General features: G+C 41.8%; 17 protein-coding genes and 1 pseudogene. 1 reads left to right on the top strand and 17 read right to left on the bottom strand.

Features of this window, described 5'->3' with window-relative positions; genetic code table 11:
• Positions 1 to 18 precede the first annotated feature (18 nt).
• The 6 genes from BRLA_RS02645 to BRLA_RS02620 form a co-directional block, all read right to left on the bottom strand.
• Positions 19 to 807, bottom strand: coding sequence for an ABC transporter permease (locus tag BRLA_RS02645; RefSeq protein WP_003335643.1), 789 nt, complete (start codon positions 805 to 807; stop codon positions 19 to 21).
• 16 nt (positions 808 to 823) lie between these two features.
• Positions 824 to 1603, bottom strand: a complete 780-nt coding sequence (locus tag BRLA_RS02640; RefSeq protein ID WP_003335644.1) for an ABC transporter permease — start codon at positions 1601 to 1603, stop codon at positions 824 to 826.
• Positions 1604 to 1825: 222 nt separating this feature from the next.
• Entirely contained in the window at positions 1826 to 3106 is a 1281-nt protein-coding gene (locus BRLA_RS02635) for an ArsB/NhaD family transporter (protein ID WP_003335645.1), read from the bottom strand.
• A 217-nt stretch (positions 3107 to 3323) separates the two neighbouring features.
• Positions 3324 to 4841 (bottom strand): permuted SH3 domain-containing protein, encoded by a 1518-nt coding sequence (locus BRLA_RS02630; protein ID WP_003335646.1) that lies wholly within the window; start codon positions 4839 to 4841, stop codon positions 3324 to 3326.
• A gap of 85 nt (positions 4842 to 4926) precedes the next feature.
• The gene (locus BRLA_RS02625) at positions 4927 to 6393 is read right to left on the bottom strand and encodes an ABC transporter permease (RefSeq protein ID WP_003335647.1); all 1467 of its coding nucleotides are present in this window, start codon (positions 6391 to 6393) and stop codon (positions 4927 to 4929) included.
• 118 nt (positions 6394 to 6511) lie between these two features.
• A complete protein-coding gene (locus tag BRLA_RS02620; protein WP_003335648.1) occupies positions 6512 to 7195 on the bottom strand; it encodes an ABC transporter ATP-binding protein in 684 nt (227 codons plus the stop codon).
• Positions 7196 to 7651: 456 nt separating this feature from the next.
• Between BRLA_RS02620 and BRLA_RS02610 the strand changes: the two genes are divergently transcribed.
• On the top strand, positions 7652 to 8869 hold the full coding sequence (locus tag BRLA_RS02610) for an MFS transporter (protein ID WP_003335650.1): 1218 nt from the start codon (positions 7652 to 7654) through the stop codon (positions 8867 to 8869).
• Positions 8870 to 8952: 83 nt separating this feature from the next.
• On the opposite strand, the gene gatB is transcribed toward BRLA_RS02610, so the two are convergent.
• The 11 genes and pseudogenes from gatB to BRLA_RS02545 all read right to left on the bottom strand — a co-directional run bounded on the left by gatB (position 8953) and on the right by BRLA_RS02545 (position 20865).
• A complete protein-coding gene (gene gatB, locus BRLA_RS02605; protein ID WP_003335651.1) occupies positions 8953 to 10392 on the bottom strand; it encodes an Asp-tRNA(Asn)/Glu-tRNA(Gln) amidotransferase subunit GatB in 1440 nt (479 codons plus the stop codon).
• Position 10393: 1 nt separating this feature from the next.
• Positions 10394 to 11872: an Asp-tRNA(Asn)/Glu-tRNA(Gln) amidotransferase subunit GatA gene (gene gatA / locus BRLA_RS02600; RefSeq protein WP_003335652.1), complete on the bottom strand. Its 1479-nt coding sequence runs from the start codon at positions 11870 to 11872 to the stop codon at positions 10394 to 10396.
• Between the two features lie 20 nt (positions 11873 to 11892).
• Entirely contained in the window at positions 11893 to 12183 is a 291-nt protein-coding gene (gatC, locus tag BRLA_RS02595) for an Asp-tRNA(Asn)/Glu-tRNA(Gln) amidotransferase subunit GatC (protein ID WP_003335653.1), read from the bottom strand.
• A 205-nt stretch (positions 12184 to 12388) separates the two neighbouring features.
• A complete protein-coding gene (locus tag BRLA_RS02590) occupies positions 12389 to 13258 on the bottom strand; it encodes a DegV family protein (protein WP_041751918.1) in 870 nt (289 codons plus the stop codon).
• Positions 13259 to 13464: 206 nt separating this feature from the next.
• Positions 13465 to 14013, bottom strand: a complete 549-nt coding sequence (locus BRLA_RS02585) for an RNA polymerase sigma factor (RefSeq protein ID WP_022584205.1) — start codon at positions 14011 to 14013, stop codon at positions 13465 to 13467.
• Positions 14014 to 14176: 163 nt separating this feature from the next.
• Entirely contained in the window at positions 14177 to 14866 is a 690-nt protein-coding gene (locus tag BRLA_RS02580) for a GNAT family N-acetyltransferase (protein WP_003335656.1), read from the bottom strand.
• A 227-nt stretch (positions 14867 to 15093) separates the two neighbouring features.
• Positions 15094 to 16179 carry an IS200/IS605 family element RNA-guided endonuclease TnpB gene (tnpB, locus tag BRLA_RS02575; RefSeq protein WP_003335657.1) on the bottom strand — a complete coding sequence of 362 codons (1086 nt, stop codon included), beginning with the start codon at positions 16177 to 16179 and terminating at the stop codon, positions 15094 to 15096.
• A 2-nt stretch (positions 16180 to 16181) separates the two neighbouring features.
• Positions 16182 to 16586, bottom strand: coding sequence for an IS200/IS605 family transposase (gene tnpA / locus BRLA_RS02570; RefSeq protein ID WP_372486563.1), 405 nt, complete (start codon positions 16584 to 16586; stop codon positions 16182 to 16184).
• A 572-nt stretch (positions 16587 to 17158) separates the two neighbouring features.
• Positions 17159 to 18304 (bottom strand): annotated as a pseudogene (locus BRLA_RS22955) (IS3 family transposase).
• A 133-nt stretch (positions 18305 to 18437) separates the two neighbouring features.
• Positions 18438 to 19283: an archaetidylserine decarboxylase gene (gene asd / locus BRLA_RS02550; protein ID WP_003335664.1), complete on the bottom strand. Its 846-nt coding sequence runs from the start codon at positions 19281 to 19283 to the stop codon at positions 18438 to 18440.
• An 88-nt stretch (positions 19284 to 19371) separates the two neighbouring features.
• Positions 19372 to 20865, bottom strand: coding sequence for a methyl-accepting chemotaxis protein (locus BRLA_RS02545; RefSeq protein WP_003335665.1), 1494 nt, complete (start codon positions 20863 to 20865; stop codon positions 19372 to 19374).
• Positions 20866 to 21115 lie beyond the last annotated feature (250 nt).

Below are 21115 nucleotides of genomic sequence, written 5' to 3'. Positions count from 1 at the left end.
CCTCCACTCCTTCCTCTATTAATTGCCTGTACTGTGATAATGCCGGATACCAAAATTCCAAAAGGAAATAGCCGCTCCAAGGAAAGCAAGGGCAACAAGCGGGCTAACCAGTAGTAGTATCCAGCTTCCTCCCTTGTCTAGTAAATAAGAAAGAGCAGTATAGTTAACAAACGCAATCGGCATCAATGTAAAGAACAATGTTTTTAACCATCCGGTATACAAGCTGATCGGATATTTAGAAGCATTCATGGGAGCATAAAATAAGAAAACCTGTAAATCACTGATTCTCCCCATCCAAAAGCTGAATGTAGCTACGATCAGCGACAAAGAAAAACAGATAAGCGCTCCTCCTATAATGATAATAGGCATCCACATCAGGATACCTGTAATATCCTGTCCATGCCTCATCAGTTGAAAAAAAGAGTAGCCACAAACAAGCATACCCTGTCCTAATTGTCCTAGTCTTCCAATATCAATATTGCGACTTAAAAGCAACACCAATGGAGAGATGGGACGAATTAATACCTGGTCGAATTCTCCCTGTAAAATGTATTTTTCAAACTCATGAATTTCGGAAGCAAACATTCGAAACAACGCTTCTGAAATACTAGCAAAACCAAAAATTAACCCTAATTCATAGAGAGTCCACCCTTGAATGTCAGTAAACTTCCATAATAACACGGTGATTCCCAGAAAATCGACTACAAGCAAGAGCCCTATCATCACATTCGAAATAATGAAATTCCATTTATATTGCATCCGTGAGCGGATACTTGCCCGCAGTAAACGTCCGTAAATTCTCAGCATCGCTCGCTCTCCCCTCCTAACCACCTTGGACTTCCAAGCGTTTTTGTGCGAATCTAGCCAAGATCATATTACATACGGTCAGCAAAATAACCCAGCCTACCTGGATAAAGATAGCTTGTGGAGCCTGTTTTTCTAGTAGAATCATGCTTGGATAATAGAGGATACCTGCATAGGGCAAGTAAGATAGGATCATCTCAAAAGAACGAGGGAAAAATTCCAAGGGTAACATTTGACCACCTAGTAATAGCATGAAGGACTGATTTAAATAGTGAGCCCATTTTACTTCGGTACTCCAAAAAGCGAAAATACCTACCATAAAATATAAATTAAGACCAATCCACACCGCACAGCAAACCGATAGGAAAAACCATACTAAGGTTATGAAATTCGTAGGCACATAAAAGCCAACAACACAGGAAAGAATCAAATAAATCGGAAGAAATCGGTGGAAAAAATTATAAATAACCCGGCCTATTTCCTGACTCACTGTATAAAAATAAAAATGAATGGGTTTCATGATATGTAGGGAGATTTGTCCCGTACGAACCCATTCAGGTATAGAAAGTCCTGGAGTAAGAAAAGTAGTGATCCATAGCATACATTGGGTGAGAACCAAATAAAAGAGAACATCATGTAAAGCAAGAGGACTGAGTGCTTCTTTTCCATTCATGACACCTGTCCAAATCGCCATCATGACAAAGCTGAAAATACAGCTTCCTAACGTGTTAATAAAATGCGCCATGCGATACTGAATGCTTGCTTTGTAGGTTTTAATAGCCAATACATAATAAACCATAGCCTCCCTCCTTTATCTACCTACATCCTTATTCTGAAAAATCAGTCAAGAGTTCCATACTAGCAAAATCTACTTTTATTGTAAAGAAAAAAGTTCAGAAACTTACAGCGGAAATTCCTTTCCTCATCCATTTCGTTGAAACAACAGAAATGCCTACCTCGTTCTATGACGAAGCAGGCATTTGTTTCCATACATTCATATAACAACTTCCAATCACAAATACTAGATTAAATAGCGGAAGTAAATATACAGCGTTGAAATCACAATGGATAGAATCATAAGTGGAAAACCAATTTTCAGGAAGCCAAGGAAAGTTATCTTTTCGCCTTCCTTAGCCGCAATGCCGGCAACGATCAGGTTAGCACTCGCTCCAACTAGAGAACCATTGCCACCCAAGCATGCTCCTAGCGCCAGACTCCACCATAGGGGCTCCAGGTTATCTATACCCATTCGCCCCATCTCCTGAATCATTGGGATCATAGTTGCAACAAACGGAATATTATCCACGAAAGCAGATGCAATGGCACTCAGCCACAGAATTAGCAAAGCTGTTGCGGTAACGTTTCCTTTTGTTAAATTAACCGCTTCCTGTGCAAGAGATGCAATAATTCCTGTCTCGACAAGTCCTGAAACAAGTACAAATAACCCTACGAAAAAGAAGATGGTTGTCCACTCGACCTTAGTCAAGGCTTCCTCTAAATAATGCTCGCCCGTAATTAATAACAATAAAAAGGCACCGACTAAAGCTACTGTTGCTGATTCAAGATGAAGTACTTGATGTACAAAAAAGCCAATGATCGTCAGTGTTAAAATGATCAATGATTTTACTAATAACGTCCGGTCTGTAATTTCAGCAGCGGCATCCAGCTTCATAAGCTTTTGGCGCAGCTCTTCTTTTGTATGCAGTTGCTTACGGAACATAAAAGCAAGCACTACAATCGTAACCACAGCGATAAACATAGAGATAAGGGTCAAATTATTGATAAAGGCCACGAAGGAAAGCTCCTTGACAGCACTTCCAATCATGATGTTAGGTGGATCACCGATCATTGTTGCTGTCCCTCCGATATTTGACATCAGAATTTCTGACATCAGATACGGAAACGCAGATACCTCTAATTTTCGTGTAATGCTAAACGTAACAGGTACCATCAATAAGACGGTAGTTACGTTATCTAAAAAGGCAGAACCTACAGCTGTAATAAGCGATAACGCAATTAAAATATACAGCGGGTTACCCTTTGCCTTTTTAGCTGCCCAGATCGCAATAGCTTTAAACAATCCTGTCTTGGCAGTAATCGCAACAATAATCATCATTCCGATCAATAACCCAAGCGTATTAAAATCAATATGGTGTAATGCGGTTTCTTGGCTAACAATTCCTAGCATAACCATACATACCGCTCCCACCATCGCAATAATGGTGCGGTGAATTTTCTCTGAAATGATAATGGCATACGTAACCAAGAAGATTACAAGTGCAATGATTGCCTGTTGTTCCATATCTGCCTCCCCTAAGCATTCTTGTACCTTCTGTTAAATGACTTGTCCATTTTTCTAATACGTCATCCATTTTACCTAATATCAACTATAATCTCTAGGTTTTATAGGTAAAAAAATCCTGCAAAGTACCGTTTTTTTCTTTCCAAGTCAGGAAAAAACGGACTTTGCAGGCTAGTTTGGCATTCTATAGAATCATTCTAAATGGAGGGCTACTTCTCTACATACCCTCTCCATTTGTAAGAACTACTTCATCTCCCTCTTTCAAACCACTCACAATCTCCACGTATTCGGCCCCCTCAATGCCTATTCCCACGTCTTTTGGCATCGGGTTTCCACTTGGGTCCTTAACCATAACCGTAGCTTTGCCTTCCTCCATTACTTCTACAGCATTAACCGGCAAACGCAGGGCATTGTCTTTCTTATGAATATAGATATCACAATCACCGCTCATGCCATGCTTCAGTTGACTGCTATCCTCAACGGCGATTTTCACTTCGAAACGCACCGATTTATCCTGCTTGCTTCCCTCTTTCGGCAGTTCTGTTACCGTACCCTTAAATGCTTTTGTTCCAAAGGCTGTGATAAATACATCCACATTTTGTCCGACTTTCACTTGTGGGAAATCTAGTTCATCCACGGCTGCTTTAAAGGTGACAGAGGAGGTATCCATGATGATTGCCGCAGGATCACTGCCAAGCGCTTCTCCCACCTTCACATTCAATTTCGTGATCTCTCCGCTAATGGGAGCAACTACTCTTCGCTTGGATAGGTCACGCATCTTTTGGTCCATCCCAAGCTGGGCTTCCTTCCAATTTAATTCCTTCTCTTCGATCTCTGATTTATCTGCTTCTCTATCCATTTTTGCTAGGAGCTGATTCTTCTTAATGGTGTCTCCTTTTTTAAACAAAACCTCGCCAACTTTACCTGTAGTGCCTGCTAAAATTTCGATATCAACCGCTTTGGTAAAAGGAGTATTTCCCTGGCTTGCGTATTTCAAGCCTTTCGCATCTGTATACTCAACAGAACCAAGGTCATTTACATACAAGGCTCCAGAATTTTTGACCAAAACGTCTACAGCATGCTGTGCCATCTTTCCGTCTTGCTTGGTACCTTCCATATCAATACGGTCAATTTCACCATCTACATACGTCATTGAGCTTGGTAAAAATACCTTTACCTTTTGCCCTTCCCGTAACAATTCAGCTTCGTAAGGGGAGAAGTAGCCTGTAATTTTTAAATAACTGGGGTCATTTACCTTTGCAATGACTGTCTCAGGTGATACGCTGTCCCCACGTTTAACCAATATCTCTTTGACAACCCCACCGGCATTCGCTTCAATTCTATCTTTTCTAGCTTTCAAATCCTTTATCTCTTTCTCCATACGAGACATCGATAATTTTTGTTTCTCAATTTCGAAGCCAGTATCTGTAGCCTCCATGGTAAATAACAAATCGCCCTTTTTAACATGCTGGCCTTCCTTAACCACTAGACTCTCTACTTTACCGCTGACATCCGGCTTCACTTCCTGACGAGCTGTAGCCTCAACTGTACCTGTCGAATACACCGTTTTCTTAACTTCACCCATATCTACCCCTACAGTCTGAAGCGCAGGTGGTTCAACAACCTCCTGTGATGCATCTGTAGCTGGAGCAAAATATTTATACCCTCCATAACCGCCACCCGCTAGTACGAGCACGGTGATGGCTGAAATAATCACTTTTTTCTTCATAGCCATGCGTTAATTCCCCACATTTCTTCCGTTTATATTTAAAAAACCTTTCTTTGCCAAAGCAGTCACCTAAGCAAAAATCACTGTAACGTTACTGAGAGCGAATAGCCTCCAATGGACTTAGACGGGATGCACGGATGGCAGGAAGAATCCCCGCTAATAACCCGATTACAACTGAGAAAATGATGGCGAATATAGCAAGAGAAGGTGGTACCAATGCAATTTGTGCTGCTACCTCTTCTTCTGCTCCCATTCCTCCTCCCATGCCCATGCCAAAGTTATCTAAAAACTCGCTGTTTTTACCCAGATAATTAATCACCGCTACAGCTCCATAAGCAAGACCCAAGCCAGTCAGCCCACCTATTAAACCGATTGAACCCGATTCAATCAAAAAGAGCCAACGAATATTATACACGGTAGCACCAATAACCTTCATAATCCCTATTTCCTTGGTTCGCTCCAGAATGGACATGATCATGGTGTTTACGATACCAATCGTGGCAACTAATAAAGAGATAGCTGCTATACCACCAAGCACTAATTGAATAACAAAGAAAAACTTATTTAGTTCTGCAAGACGACGTGCTGGCGAATAGTTGTCATAGCCGATTTGCTGTAAATCCTTAACGACCTGCTCTACTGCTTCTCTTGATCCTACCTTTACATTGATGGAATCATATTCCACAGCTGGCTTCTGATTGCGATTCTTAGAACGGTTCGGTTTGTTTATCCCCATTTCCATTTCATAATCGCTTTGTTCCCTCTTTTGTTCCAACCAGGTATTTAGTTCATTAGCCATCTTCATCGGAACATAGATAGTGGCACCACGATAGCCCTTTTCATCCTTTTGCATCTGACCGACGACACGAACACGTATTTCCTTCTTTTCATACTTCGTTTCGTTATCAATGGTGTATTCACGTCTCAGCTCTAATATCGCCGTTTTTCCAACCATTTCTATGATTCCCGGTTCCTTAGAGTCCTCCATATCGAATCTGGGTTTATTTCCGCTCTGGTTAGCATTGCGTTTTCGAGCTTCTCGACGATCCTTCTCCACATCTCTCATTTGTCTGGGTACTTCGTAGGAAATGACAATTTCATTGTTTGCCCCAGTGAGATACTCACCCTTTTCCAACTCCTTGGTTCTCACAGGTCCTTCTTGTTGTGGATCGACCCCAACAATTTCCATATATCTTGCCTCTCTACGACCTAGCTTTAAAATGGCATCTCCCCTAAAAGTTTTATGTGGCATAACCGCCTCAATTCCAGGAATAGCCTTTATTTCCGGTATACTTTTACTATCTAAGCGTTTCATTTGATCTGGCGTTCTCTCAGTGGTTCCATCTGGCATCAAATAAGCTGGATACACTTCAAGTTCAGTTAAGTTACCGAAGTTCTCTAAGCTTTTAACCGCATTCTCTTTTAAACCAATACTAAGCGATAGCATGGTCACAATAGCAGCGGTACCAATCATAACCCCAACCGATGTCAGTACCGTCCGTAGCTTCATACGCCAAAGATTGCGCCAGACGATACGTAGCGAATCAAGCAGTTTCACAAATTACACCTCATTTTTCCCCTTGCCTTTTTAACGGATAAGAGCATATAAATTCTTGTCTTACTACATGAAAGCTCAGGCTAGTCATCGCTGTAGGCCTGAGTATAGCCACTTTCCTTTATTGCTGAATGTAGCCATCCCGCAGAAAAATGGTGCGATCAGATTGACTTGCAACCTCCTGATCATGTGTGACAATCACAAAGGTTGTACCACTTTCCCGATTCATTTGACGCATGAGCTGTAAAATCTCTTCCTCTGTTGCTGTATCCAGATTCCCGGTTGGCTCATCCGCAAGTACAATTCCTGGTTCATTGACCAGCGCCCTCGCAATACTGACACGCTGCTGCTGACCACCACTTAGTTCATTTGGCTTGTGGTGCTCTCGATTTTCCAGTCCTACTCGGTTTAAAATCTCTAGCGCTTTTTTTCGTCGCATACGCGGACTGACTCCAGAAAAGACAAGCGGCAGTTCCACATTTTCAACTGCTGTCAAGTTAGGCAAGAGATTAAACGATTGAAAGACAAATCCTAAGCAACGCCGTCTAAACAAACATAGCTGATTCTCGTTAAACTTAGAGATTTCTTCCCCATTTACATGAATGGTTCCTTGCTCGGGACGTGTTAACCCCGCCATCAGGTTCAACAGCGTTGATTTCCCAGAACCTGATGTTCCGCATAACGAAATAAATTCGCTTTTTCCAATATGCAGGTTGATATCATGCAAAACGGGAACCTGAAGCTTACCTGCCCTATAAAAATGATTGACATCTCGTACGGTTAATTCACCAATACTATTACTCACTTTCTCTTCACCTCATAGCTTCCCTCTTCCTAAAATTTTAGATAATTTTTCCTTTATTCAAAAAAACATCATCCTCCATACAGAAAGATTGTTGTTTTGCCTACGTATGTACAGGAAAAAGTTTCTCTTTGAAAAGACGCTTTAGTAGGCCAAAAAGTAACATTATTTTCTTGCACTCTACTAAATTTTGTTGAGAAATGCTGGAATTTATTGCTCATACAAAATTAGCCATAAAATAGGACGAAGCTCTTAGTCGTTCGTTACAAACTATCTATTTTATTCTTTGACATGCTTGCTTTTTATTGCTACGCTGTATGAAATGCTTGAAAATTCATGATACGGAGTCGATTCCATTGTAAAGCCCTTTTCAAGAAAAAGAAAAAACAAATGGAAACATGGTTTGTTGAAGGCAGAATAGCTCTGTCTATCTTTCTCATGAAAAGAGGTTTTTTTGACATGCTTACCAAACAAGTACGCTTTCTTTGGGTTGGCCAAATGCTTGCCAACGCAGGAGACGTTTTTTACATTATTTCTCTACTTACCCTCGTTTTTGAAAAGACACATTCCGCTGTCTATACCGGCTTCGTACCGCTTACTATTATTCTAGCGCAAACCGTAAGCGGCTTTCTCGCGCCCCTTATGCAACGCCGCTTTTCCCTATCTACCCTGCTGTTTTTATCTCAATTTGCCAAAACAATCTTGTTGGGTCTGCTTGTTTTTGTAACACAATGGTCGGCCTTACCCTTGCTTTTCAGTTTAGGGCTTGCGTCTTTCATTTCCTTTTTGGACGGTTGGGCTACTCCTGCACGAAATGCCCTGTTGCCACGGATCGCACAGCCTGTTCATCTGATGCGATTAAATAGTTTGTTTGCGACCACCGATCAAGTCATCCAATTTGTGGGCTGGGCTTTAGGCGGCATGCTCGTAGCTTTTTTAGGAATCACATACCTTTTTGCTGTTAGCCTTGGATTATTCATTCTTTCAACAGTCTGTATGGCTTATTTACATGATCCAATCTTTCAAGCAACAACGCGTACGGATAGCTCCTCCAACAAAGAAGCGCTACTTCGCGGCTGGAACTATATTCTGCGTTCCCGCGCGCTCTTCACACTTACTTGTATGGATGTTCTTGAATCCTTGGCAGGGGCCATCTATGTAGCTGCTATCATGCTGTTTTATGTGTCTGATGTTCTAGGAAAAGGTCAGGAATGGTGGGGATACCTCAATGCCAGTTACTTTGTTGGAATGATTGCAGGAGGCCTGCTACTAGTCGTTATTGCGACTCATGTATCTCGTTATTTTCTTTCGTTTTTGTTAGGAGCTGGGCTATTTTCTGCCCTCGTAACTTTAGGCTTAGGAATTACTCATAGCGCCTGGGTTGCCTTATTCCTATCATTTCTTTCGGGACCTGCCACACAAATTCAATATGTTAGCAAGCAAACCTACTTTCAAAGAAACGTAGACTCTCTTTATTTGCCTAACGTTCTATCGGCCAAAAGCACAGTGGAATACGTAGGCTACGGCTTATCCGTACTTATCCTAACCAATGTGGTAGCGGTCTATGGTGCGGCTATGGCATATATAGTAGCTTCGGGAATACTTCTTACAAGCCTGTTACTTGGATTTATCATGCGTCGAGCATTTAAGATGGAGCTAGGAAAGTTGAAGGGGTAAGATAAGATATAAGTAAAGCATAGAACAATCAAATAAAAAAGCTCCTCCTGCCAATTTCAGATGCAAAGAGGAGCTTTTGTTGTTTACAATGCTTCTAGTGATTCTACCAATAATTTATTGACCACACCTGGATTAGCTTTTCCTTTGGTCTGTTTCATAACTTGCCCTACTAAGAAGCCAATTGCCTGCTTCTTACCCGCGTTGTAGTCTTCTACCGATTGCTGATTAGCTGCAATGATTTCATCGACAATGCGTTTTAATTCGCCCTCATCGCTAATTTGCACCAATCCTTTTTCTTCCACAATCGTTGCTGGGGCCTTGCCTGTTTCCAGCATTTCTGTAAAGACTGTCTTGGCAATTTTAATGGAAATGGTTCCTTTTTCGATCAGCTTCACCATTTCTCCTAAACCCTCAGGCGTCATTTTCACGTCTGAGAAGTCTAGATTGTTTGCATTCAAATATCCAAACAGATCTACCATTAAAAAGTTAGCAACCGTCTTTGGATCAGCACCTGTTGCTACTGCGGCATCAAAGAAGTCGGCTGAATCACGTGTCATCGTGATAACTTCAGCGTCAGATGCAGGTAGTCCATATTGCTCAACATAGCGTACCCGACGAGCATCTGGCAATTCAGGGATAGAGGCTTTTATGCGGTCAATCCATTCGTCAGTAATCGTAGCATTCACCAGATCAGGGTCCGGGAAATAACGGTAATCATGCGCTTCTTCTTTAGAACGCATGACGATGGTTTTCTTATTCGCATCATCCCAGCGTAGCGTTACCTGCTTAATTTCTCCGCCGCTTTCGATTACTTCTTCCTGACGTTCCACTTCATATTCCAAAGCAGCCTGTACATTACGGAAGGAGTTCATATTCTTCAATTCCGTTTTTGTACCTAATTTGGTCTCTCCTACAGGACGAATTGATACGTTGGCATCACAACGAAGGGAGCCCTGCTCCATTTTTACATCAGATACTTCCGTATATTGAATGATTGCTTTTAATTTCTCCAAATAAGCTTTTGCTTCTTCTGGTGAACTAATGTCTGGCTCTGTAACAATCTCTACTAACGGCACACCTACACGGTTGTAGTCCATCATCGTACCGCTTCCGTATTCGCAGTGTGTCAATTTACCAGCATCTTCTTCTAAATGAAGACGATTGATGCGAATGCGCTTGGTTTTGCCATTCACTTCAATATCAATCCAACCGTTCTTACCCACTGGTTGGTCAAACTGCGAGATTTGATATGCTTTAGGAAGATCAGGATAAAAATAATTTTTACGATCGAATTTTGTATCACGAGAAATTTCGCAGTTAATTGCTAAGGAAGCCTTGATCGCAAACTCTAATGCTTGTTGATTCAATACAGGCAATACACCTGGATGTCCTAAACAAATAGGGCATGTGTGCGTATTAGGCGGCGCACCAAATTCCGTTTTGCAACCGCAGAAGATTTTACTATTAGTCGATAGTTCAGCGTGAACCTCCAAACCAATGACCGTTTCGAATTTTTGGCTCATGTTACACTTCCTCCCTTCCCAATTGTGGCTTGCTTGGGAACAGATTAGTTGATTGCTCGTACGCATGTGCCGCACGTAGAATCGTGGATTCGTCGAAGGCTTTCCCAATCATTTGCAAACCAATTGGCAGCCCGTTATCAGAGAATCCGCATGGAACTGAAATAGCCGGAAGACCAGCTAAGTTAACCGTTACCGTACAAATATCCTCTAGGAACATTTGCACTGGATCGCTCATTTTCTCGCCAAGTTTAAAAGCTGGGCAAGGAGTAGTCGGATGTAACACAATATCAAAGTTCGCAAAGATTTCTTCAAAGTCTTGGATAATCAAAGTGCGCACTTGTTGTGCCTTTTTATAAAAAGCATCATAGTAACCAGAAGACAAGGCATATGTCCCTAGCATAATGCGGCGTTTGACCTCTGCACCAAAGCCTTGGCTGCGAGATTCCATATATAAATCCAATAGATTTTCTGCGTTATCAGCGCGTACACCATAACGAACACCATCAAAGCGCGCTAAGTTGGAAGAAGCCTCTGAGGAAGCTAATAGGTAATAAGCTGGTACAGCATATTTGGTGTGCGGCATTGATACCTCGCTCCAAACAGCACCCATGCTTTCCAATTGCTTCAAGGCTGCTAATACCGCGTCGCGAACCTGTGGATCAATTCCTTCTCCAAGCAACTCTTTTGGTACCGCAATGCGCAAGCCTTTGACATCACCTGTCAGCGCAGATAGATAATCAGGAACTTCAACATCAGCCGATGTGGAGTCGTATGAATCATGTCCTGCAATGGCCTGTAACACAAACGCTGAATCCTCTACGTTCTTCGTCAACGGTCCGATCTGATCTAGTGACGATGCATATGATACCAAGCCATAACGGGATACACGTCCATAAGTTGGCTTCAGACCAACTACTCCGCAGAAAGCAGCCGGTTGACGAATAGAGCCACCTGTATCCGATCCAAGTGTAAAGAAAAATTGGCGAGCAGCCATCGCAGCAGCAGACCCACCGCTAGAACCGCCTGGTACATATTCTACATTCCACGGATTGCGAGTTGGGTAAAAGCCAGAGTTTTCATTGGAACCACCCATCGCGAATTCATCCATGTTTAGTTTAGCAAATACGAGTGCGTCAGCTTCCTTTAGCTTTTGACTAACAGTTCCATCATAGATGGGATCATAGTTAGACAACAGCTTGCTTGCGCATGTTGTTTGTAAGCCTTTTGTTACGATATTATCCTTCACACCAGCCGGTAGACCGAACAAGAGGCCGAGATCCTCCGTTCCTTTAGCTAGCTTTTCATCCAACGCTCTTGCTTGGCTAAGAGCAGCTTCCTCGTCAACGAGCAAAGTCGCTTGTACATCCTTGTCCACTTCACGGATACGTGCAAGCGATTCATTAGCTAAATCTGTAACAGATAGCTCTTTCTTTTTTAGCTCGCTATGTATATCAGCTAAGCGTTTATCAAATAGGGACACAATGTCTCCCCCTTTCTCTCCTATTCAAAAACAGCCGGTACCTTGAACTGTCCGTCTTCTTGATCTGGTGCATTGCGCAGTGCTTCTGCATTGGATACGGAAGGACGGTTTACGTCAGGGCGCATAACGTTACGAACGTCAAATGCATGACTAGTCGGCTTCACATTGGTCGTATCCAATTCGTTTAATTGTGCAGCAAAGTCTAAAATCGCATCTAATTCACGCGTGTAGCGCTCTGCTTCTTCCTCTGTTAAACGTAGTCGAGCCAGTTTAGCCACGTGCTCAACTTCTTGTCGGGAAATCCTACTCATCTATTGTCCACCTCCAAATGTCCTAGTTGTACGTTTCTACATAACATTGATATTACTTGAAAAATCCAAGGTTAGTCAATTTGACCTCCCATTTTTTCTTTTTATCAGTAAAGCATGAAAGAGGTTCCCATTATCCTTGAGCATTTCCGAACTGTTAAAAAAACGCCGTTTGCTCTCCTTTCAGCAAAACGGCATTATGGCATCCTTATTTATTATACCAAGTTAATCCAATGGCTCCAGGACCCACATGAGTGGCAATAACTGGTCCAAAATGACTGATTGTCACCGTTACATGTGGATAGGTCGCTTCAATGTAAGCCTTCCATTCCTCTGCCTCTTCTTGAACCTGCGCTTGGATGATGGAAAGCTGTATAGGTTTGCCTGCTTTGGCCTCTGCCTCAAATAATTCCATAATCCCGGCCTTGGCTTTGGCACGTGTTCTGACTTTTTGATAGGGAACAATCTTTTTATTCTCAAACGTTAGAATCGGTTTGATTTTAAGCATATTGCCCAGCATTAATTGAGCCGCTGACAAGCGACCTCCGCGGTACAAGAAATCTAAATCCTCAACTAAAAAGTACGTTTTCATTTGCGTACGTATGTATTCGATACGCTCAAGAATCTCTTCTCGTGATTTACCAGCCTGTGCCATTCTAGCTGCTTCCACGACAACAGCACCCATTGCATATGTAGTAATCTCAGAATCAATGACATCAATAGGAAAATCATCAACCATCGTGGTCGCTGTTACCGCTCCCTGATAGGTACCACTAATACCACTAGACATATGGATAGCAATTGCTCGCTTATGATTTTTAGATAATTTCATATAGGCTTCCACAAACTCGCCTACAGGTGGCTGAGATGTCGTCGGCAACTGATCATTCGTTTTTAGCTTGGAGTAAAAATCAGCCTCCGTTAATTCTACTTCTTCGCGATACGCTTTGTTTCCATAAACCACTTGCAGAGGCACTACTGTAATTTGTAATTCATCTTGGAGCTCTTTTGGAATATAACTGGTGCTATCTGTTATAATTGCAATTTCTGACAAAGATAGTCCCTCCACTTTCTTCATTCATATATGATGCTTAGAGAGGCACTCCCTATTCATCTTTTAGTAACGTTTATCGCTAGAAGCCGGATTTTATTTATATTTAATTATTGTAACATAAAATAGGGCCTCATGATAAAGCCGATAGTCCCTAGAACTTCTCTATGAAAAGTTTTACCCAAGCCAAGCAAAATTGATAAAAAAAATAGAAGACCCTACCTATGAGTCTCCTATTTCAGCTTTTTTCCTGTATATAATTTACGTAACTCTTTTAATCCACGGTGGGAAATTGTTTTAACGCTTGCTTCTGTTTTTCCTAGGATGTCAGCCACTTGTGCAATGCGAAGATCGCCGAAATAACGCAAGGACAAAACATCACGTTGGTCGCGTGTCAGCTTTTCTAATGTTTCACGAAGAAGAAGCGTCTCTTCATTTGAGAGAGCATGTTCTTCCGGATTCCATGTATTATCAATACTGCTCTCAAAGAACTCCGTGTGATCCATCGGTAATTCTTTCTTTTTACGACAAAAATCAATAAATGTATGATGAGCTATACTAAAAATCCATCCGGCGAACGGACTTGTACGGCTATATTGTTGGAATTTTTCCAAAGCCTTAATAAATACAACAGTCGTCAAATCGTCGGCATCCCAGGTATTATGTACGCGGCAACGCAAATAACGATTTACACGGTCAAAAAACTCATCATACAATTCATGGAATTCGCGATCCTCATAGTATTCAGTTGTCTGACTTTTAGCGTGCATCGGTACACCCATGTTCAACACCACTTCACCTAATTGTTGTTGAGGAGGCACGTAAGATAATGCAATCTCTTACCTAATCTCTCGTGCCGTCCCTACATGTACAATGATACATGGTTACTCTTTCATCAATCTTACACAAACCTTAAGATTATCTTAATTTAATGGTAGCATTTTGCTAAACTTGAAGATTAGCAAGTAATTCAGCTTCCATTTTATGCAAAATTTCGGCTTTTACGTTATTTATTTTTCCATACTTTTCCTTATATACATCTTGAACAAAACGATACCATTCTTTTTGTAAGAATCCATCTGTTTCCTTTGTCCATTTTACTAGTAAATGCAGTGGAACCTCTTGCGTATTCTCCCATAACGGTGGTTGCTTGTAAGGAACGCCTTTCACAGGCACCAAGCCATTTCGGCTGAAGAATCGCAATCGGCGCTGAGTCAGGATCTGTTCTTCCTCATCATGTGCATCCTCTTCACGCTCTGTCTCCAGTATAAAACCAGTCAGTTCCACACCATGCTTACGGGCATCCTCTTGCAGAATTTTCTCAATTTTATCCATCATTTTACTACCTACACCACCGCTTTGAATAGCAGGGTTCACCATCATATATACAATAAATCCGAGATTCCATGCTGCCAGGTAATGGAATGTGCTAACAGCCACCACTTGTTGATTCTCATTGGTTCCTACTAATAGATGAAAAGCATCTGGTGCTGTTGGTCCTTTATCCGTAATCCCTTTTAACAATATCTCATTAGGCTCACGTAAATCTTCGGTAAACATTTGCTCGTACAATTCTAGTGCTTGAGGGATTAATGGTGACGTAATGTCCTTGATATCATGCCAAATGATCTCCATAGCTTATTAACTCTCCTTTTCTCGATGTGTAATCTTATTTGGTCGATTCCGTCTCTGAAATCTGTTCCTGCCATATTATGTTGTTACTCGAAAGCCAAAACGATATATGTATCTTCCAGTATATCGATTGACACTCCCCATGCCTAAAGGCAGGGGATTCTTGGGTAGTCACTCCTAACGGAGTGAAATTTACCAAGCTATCCCTGTGTGTCCCACAGTTCAGTTGGTTATGCCAACAATCGAAGTCCTTCTTGCTCAATATTGATGGCAGCGTTTTTGTCACGATCATGTTGTCCCCCGCAGTTCGGGCATGTCCAATTACGCAAATTGAGATTCTTTACCTCTTTATTTTGGTATCCACAACCAGAACACAACTGCGAAGACGGAAATTGTTTCCCCACAATGGAAATTGTTCTTCCATACCAAGCTGCTTTGTATTCCAGCATGGTTCTGAATGCCGACCATGACGCATCTGCAATACTTTTCGCAAGCTTGTGGTTCTTGATCATGTTTTCCACACGTAAGTCTTCCAAGCAGATCGTTTGGTTTTCACGAATCAGTTGAGTTGACAGTTTATGTAGAAAATCGTTTCGTGTGTTCGATATTCTTTCATGTAGACGAGCTACTTGTTTTCGTGATTTTTCTCGGTTCTGACCACCTTTTTTACGTCTGGACAGTTTCTGTTGCCAAGTAGCAAGCTTCTTTTCGTAGTAGCGAAGAACCTTGGGATTGGCTATTTTCTCACCTGTCGAAAGAATGGCAAAGTCTTTGATGCCAAGATCAACTCCAACAGTCTTTTCTGCTTGTAATAGGGGTTGAATCTCTGTTTCGCACAAAACAGATACAAAGTATGTGCCTGAAGGATTTTTTCTAACGGTAGCCGAGAGAATGCGTCCTTCGACTTCTCTTGACTTCGCAAATGTAACCCATCCAAGTTTAGGTAGTTTAATGCGATCCCCTTCCACTTTGATGTTCATCTTGCATGTGTAGGATTGCTTTGGATTCTTCTTGCTCTTGAATTTAGGATATCCTTTCTTTTCCTTGAAAAACTTTTTGTACGAAGAATCCAAAGCTTTCAAAGTAGACTGCAGGGCAGTGGAATCTACTTCTTTCAGCCACTCTATCTCTTTTTTGAGTTGTGTGAGCAGGGTAGAGCAATCGTTGTAGTTGAGTGTTTTCTGTTCTTGTTCGTAAGCATCCTTTCGCTTCGCAAGAAAGTGATTGAATACAAAGCGAGTGCATCCGATAGTTTTGTTGATGAGTGTCGCTTGTTCTCTGTTTGGATACAAACGAAATTTGTAAGCTCTGTGCATGCTCAATCACTCCTTTCTTTTTGAGACTCAATGTATTTTTTAATCACATCCAGTTGAACAGTCCCAACTGTGGCAACAAAGTAGGAGTTTGTCCAAAGTGAGGGGAGTCTACTTTTGAGATGTCTAAATTCCATCCGCAAAACTCTGGATGTATAGCCCTTCAAATGTTTCACTATTCGGTGGATTCCGAATTGAGGATCGCATGTGATGAGCAAATGAACGTGATCGGGCATGATTTCCATCTCAACCACTTCAGCACGCAATTCCTGTGCTTTTTCAAGAAACAATTCCTTTAATCGAACATCTACTGGTTCAATCAAAACCTTTTTGCGATACTTTGGACAAAAGACAACGTGGTATTTACAATCAAATACGATATTGTGGTTACTTTCCACTGATCTACTCAAAGCCATCACCTATGGCTAATTATACCACATGTCGTTAGATATATTTAGCATATCTAACGTAAATCAGCGAAAAAAAGTACTCAGAGTGTTGAAAAAGCCCCCTGTCGCAAAAAAGAGGGCTTTTCATCTGTTTTTATGGGGTACAAATATGGCTCCTCACCATCGAAAAACGCCTTAGAAACGATTCTGGAAGGCCAAATTTTTTCTACCCAATCAGCGAAATTCGTAGAGGGGGTTTCTCGACAGCCTGAAGTACTTTTTTTGTTTGCTCTTAGCACCCTCTTTTGAGGATGCAGAGCAAAGTACCTTATATCCCCATAGCTAAAGCAAGGGGTTTTACGGCACGGTTGATAAAAATTGCCTCAGCAAATTATGGAACAATTTCGCTTAGTAAGAATCTCGCTCCTCGTCCTATTACAAACTATGCTTAGGCTAACTGTATGCTACAAACGAAAAGGGACTCCCACTCTATCACCTCTATATCTATAGAAAACACAAAAAATCCCTTTTGCCCCCACCTATCATGGGACTGACCCCCGTTTGTAGGACAGGGATCAAAACACCTTACACGTTTAAGCAGCCAGTCGTCGGAATTCAACCGGCGACTGGTTGTTTAGTTTTGTTTGAATGCGAATTGAGTTATAGTAAGAGATATATTCTCGAACGGTCTGTTCAACGATTGCCGTCGTTGTACAGGTTAATCCTTCGAGGATGAACGTTTCCGACTTGAGGCAGGCGTGAAACGATTCAATCGGGGCGTTATCAGCAGGTGTTCCCTTCCGGGACATACTCATGGTAATGCCTCTTTCCTTTACAGCTAATTGGTAAGCCGACGATGTATAGACTGACCCTTGATCACTATGCAACATGCATTGCTCCAGTGGTGGAAGTTGCTACAACGTATCTAAAACCAAGGTAGTATCTTGCTTATCTCCAATATTGTAAGCGATGATCTCGCCATTGTATAAGTCCATGATACTGGATAAGTACAACATTTTTCCACCGTAAGGCAGGTAAGTAATGTCTGTGACCAGCTTCTGTAGCGGATGATTCGCCTGAAAATCCCGTTTTAAAAGATGATCCGCAACCTGTATCGGTTGTCCGATTCTCTTTCGCTTTTTTAACTTTGACTCGACATTGCAATCCTTCTTCTCTCATAATTCGTTGCACTCGCTTATGATTAACTTGCATCACTCGTCGCAAAAGTGCAGTGATTTTACGGTATCCATAACGAAAGCGATGTTCCTGACACAATCTTCGAATATGGGAAACCAAAGGATTCAGAACCTGTACGTCTAATCGTTTTCTCCATCGATAGTACGTAGAGCGAGGAATTCCGAGCCACTGGCATGCTAATTGCGTAGATACTTCTCCCTTTATCTCGTCCATCCATTGAACTACTACTCCTGGTGACACCTCCTTTCCCACTCCCTGTACTTTTTTAAAACATCAAGTTGTAGTTTTAAGAACCTATTTTCTTGTTTCAATTTCTCCAACTCTGATGTAAATTCCGCCCCTTTCCCATACGTGTACTGTTTACCTACAGGTTGCTCAAAACGATGTGTCTCGCCATTTCTGTACCATCGCATCCATGTTTTAAGTTGTGTTTTGTTTTTAATACAAAGCTGGTCCATCACTTCTTTCACGGGGATACCAGCCAATCTCATTTCAACAGCCTTCATCTTAATTTCCATAGGGTAACTCACTCTCGTTGCCAAAGAAAAAACACCTCCAGGTTACTTCCATATCTTACGACATGGTTGCATTTTCTTGAAGGTGTTTTGATTTGTCTCACGTTATGGGGTCAGTCCCCATCAAGATAAGCAGCAAAAAGGATTTTTTTACGTGTTCTTATTCTACAGTTACGCTACTTGCGATTTTTTGCCCCATTTTTAGCACACTGCCTTCTTGAATTCCTTCTGCCCAATTCATCTTGCTTTTTTCAAACAACAAAATAACGGTGGAACCGAATTCAAACCAGCCTAGTTCTCTTCCTTTTTCAAAGAGGGGAGTGCCACCAATCGCTTCACAAACTTGTTTTCCATTTTTTACGTTCGTGGTTTGCGTATTATACGTTACTTTTACGCTACCTACAAATAATGCGCCCACCTTTACCACAGCTACATTTCCACATGCCTTACTCTGAACATAAGTGATCAGTCTTTCATTTCGAGCAAAAAGCTGTTCAACATGCTCAACGCCTATATTGTTCACAGGGTAAAGCTTCCCTGGCAGGTAGGAGTATTTAAACAGCTTGCCTTCAACTGGCATATGAATACGATGATAGTCACGCGGGCTTAAATAGATGGTCATAAAGGAGCCTCCATTGAAGCGGCATGCCACATGTTCATCATTGCCTAGCAATTGGCTGACCGTATACGTTTTACCCTTTGCTTGGATGAGTGTTCCTTGTTGAATATCTCCCATCTGGGATACTTTCCCATCAACTGGACTGACTATCTCAGCATCCATATCGATAGGTCTCGCTTCAGGTTTCAGGCGGCGTGTAAAAAATTCCTTTAACGAGCGATACTCACGAACAGGCTTTTCAATTTCCGACACGTCAATCTGATAATGATTGATATATTTTTGGATGGCAAAACGGCTGAAACGGGAGCTAGCCACTTTTCCCATTTGTCTGGACATTACGTTTTGCGGAAGTTTGTTTATTAGCCCTTGAAACACACGTTTCTTCATAAGACCTCTCCTACTCATGGTATACATTGCTACTCTACCACGACAGGAGGCTCCCCGCAAATACTAGCAGAGGCCTTCTGCATGGGCCTTAATGCAAAGACTGACGTAAAGAGTGTGAAAGCTCGTTTAATTGGTGAATTTCCTCCGTAATACTGCTGATTTTATCACGCTGTGTCTCAGCCGAAGCGAATAGCTGCTCTAAACTAGCTACTGATTCCTCGGTGATGGAGGTAATATTCGAAACTTCATTTGTTACCTCACTAGATCGTTGCTTTACTTGCACCATGCTGACCTGTACCAGTTCAACTGATCCCATAAAGCCCGCCATTCCTGTACGCACTTTTCCCATGGATTCAACTGTCTTATTGGCTAGTTCCTGCCCCTTGGAAACAGAGCTTTCACCCTCTTTCATATGAACTACAGCGGTTTGTGTATCCTGATGTAGCGCTTCCAAAATTCTAGCAATCTGCTGTGTAGCCGTTGCGCTCTGCTCTGCCAGCTTACGAACCTCATCTGCCACTACACCAAAGCCTCGGCCATGTTCGCCTGCACGCGCTGATTCAATGGCAGCATTTAGGGCTAGAAGGTTGGTTTGCGTAGCAATTTGATTAATCGTCTCCACAATAGCTTCTACCTGGCCAGCCTGTTGATTTAACTTATGAATCGTATTTGACGCCATATCGACCGTACTGACAATATGTTGCATTTGAGCTGTAAGATCGGTCATCATATCAATGCCTTCAGAAAGACGGCGATTATTGCGCAAGGCTTCCTCTTTCATTTCATTTGCTTGTTCATTTACTTTCTTTATTTCATGATCAATGGACTGAATATCCTCTTCCACCTTCACAGTGGACTGTGCCTGCTGTTCCATGCCTGTTGCCACTTCTTTAAAGGCAACCAGCATTTCATCCGTGTTTTGCTTCGTGATATCAGCATTTTCATTCACTTGGTTAGAGGTCGCATCCAGGTTCTCAATCATAGTTGAGACACTGGACAATAGCTCGGTTAGCTGAGCCTCTTTCACCTCTGCCTCCTGACGAGCCTCTTCCACACACTGCAAGGATGCACGCCCCGACAAGCATAAGTATATCGAAACAATTGTAGTGAATACGACGCCAACAAGACGAAGGCCCAGATTAATAAGATCATGCTCACTTTTAAATAAAGTATACCAATCTGTCTGATAACCAATTAGCATAGAAGCTATATACAAAAGACCTGTAAATAACACTACCTTATAATCTAAATAAGCAGACATCAATGCCAACACTACGATTGGTAGGATCGCCATTTCTGGATATGGTGTAAAATGATCAAAGGATAGTGAATAAAAGACAAAGCCTACTGCAACCAAATAACGCAACCAAATGCTATCCTTCTTGATAAAATACCAGAGTGACACAAGCAATGTCACAATGAGTCCTACCGATGTAAGATTCCACACGGATATACCTGTAAACCATGAGTAGATAATCGACAGCCAAAGATGATCCCATAAAAGAAAGATCATAAATCCCTCTTTGTTTGTCAACGTATTTCGTACTAAATCAATTGTTCCATTGATCAACCTATTGATCATTCCCGCAGCTCTCCTTTTCCCTACACCACCAGAGGGATATGATGTCATGTAGAACGCCTCTGACGATAACAAATTAAATAGTACAATCCAACAGCCAACGGATCTATAGTTTTGTAGGTCGTGCTGTGCGGAGCCAATCCAGATCGGCTTACCTAGATTCTATGTATTTCATGCACAAAGAAAACAGGTATAAAGTATGATTTCTTATTTATATACCATACTTATCGTACCATAGATGTAAGAATTTCAT

Source organism: Brevibacillus laterosporus LMG 15441, assembly GCF_000219535.2.
Classification (GTDB): domain Bacteria; phylum Bacillota; class Bacilli; order Brevibacillales; family Brevibacillaceae; genus Brevibacillus_B; species Brevibacillus_B halotolerans.
The sequence above is the reverse complement of the archived record's forward strand: the minus strand, read 5'-3'. Positions and strand labels throughout refer to the sequence as shown.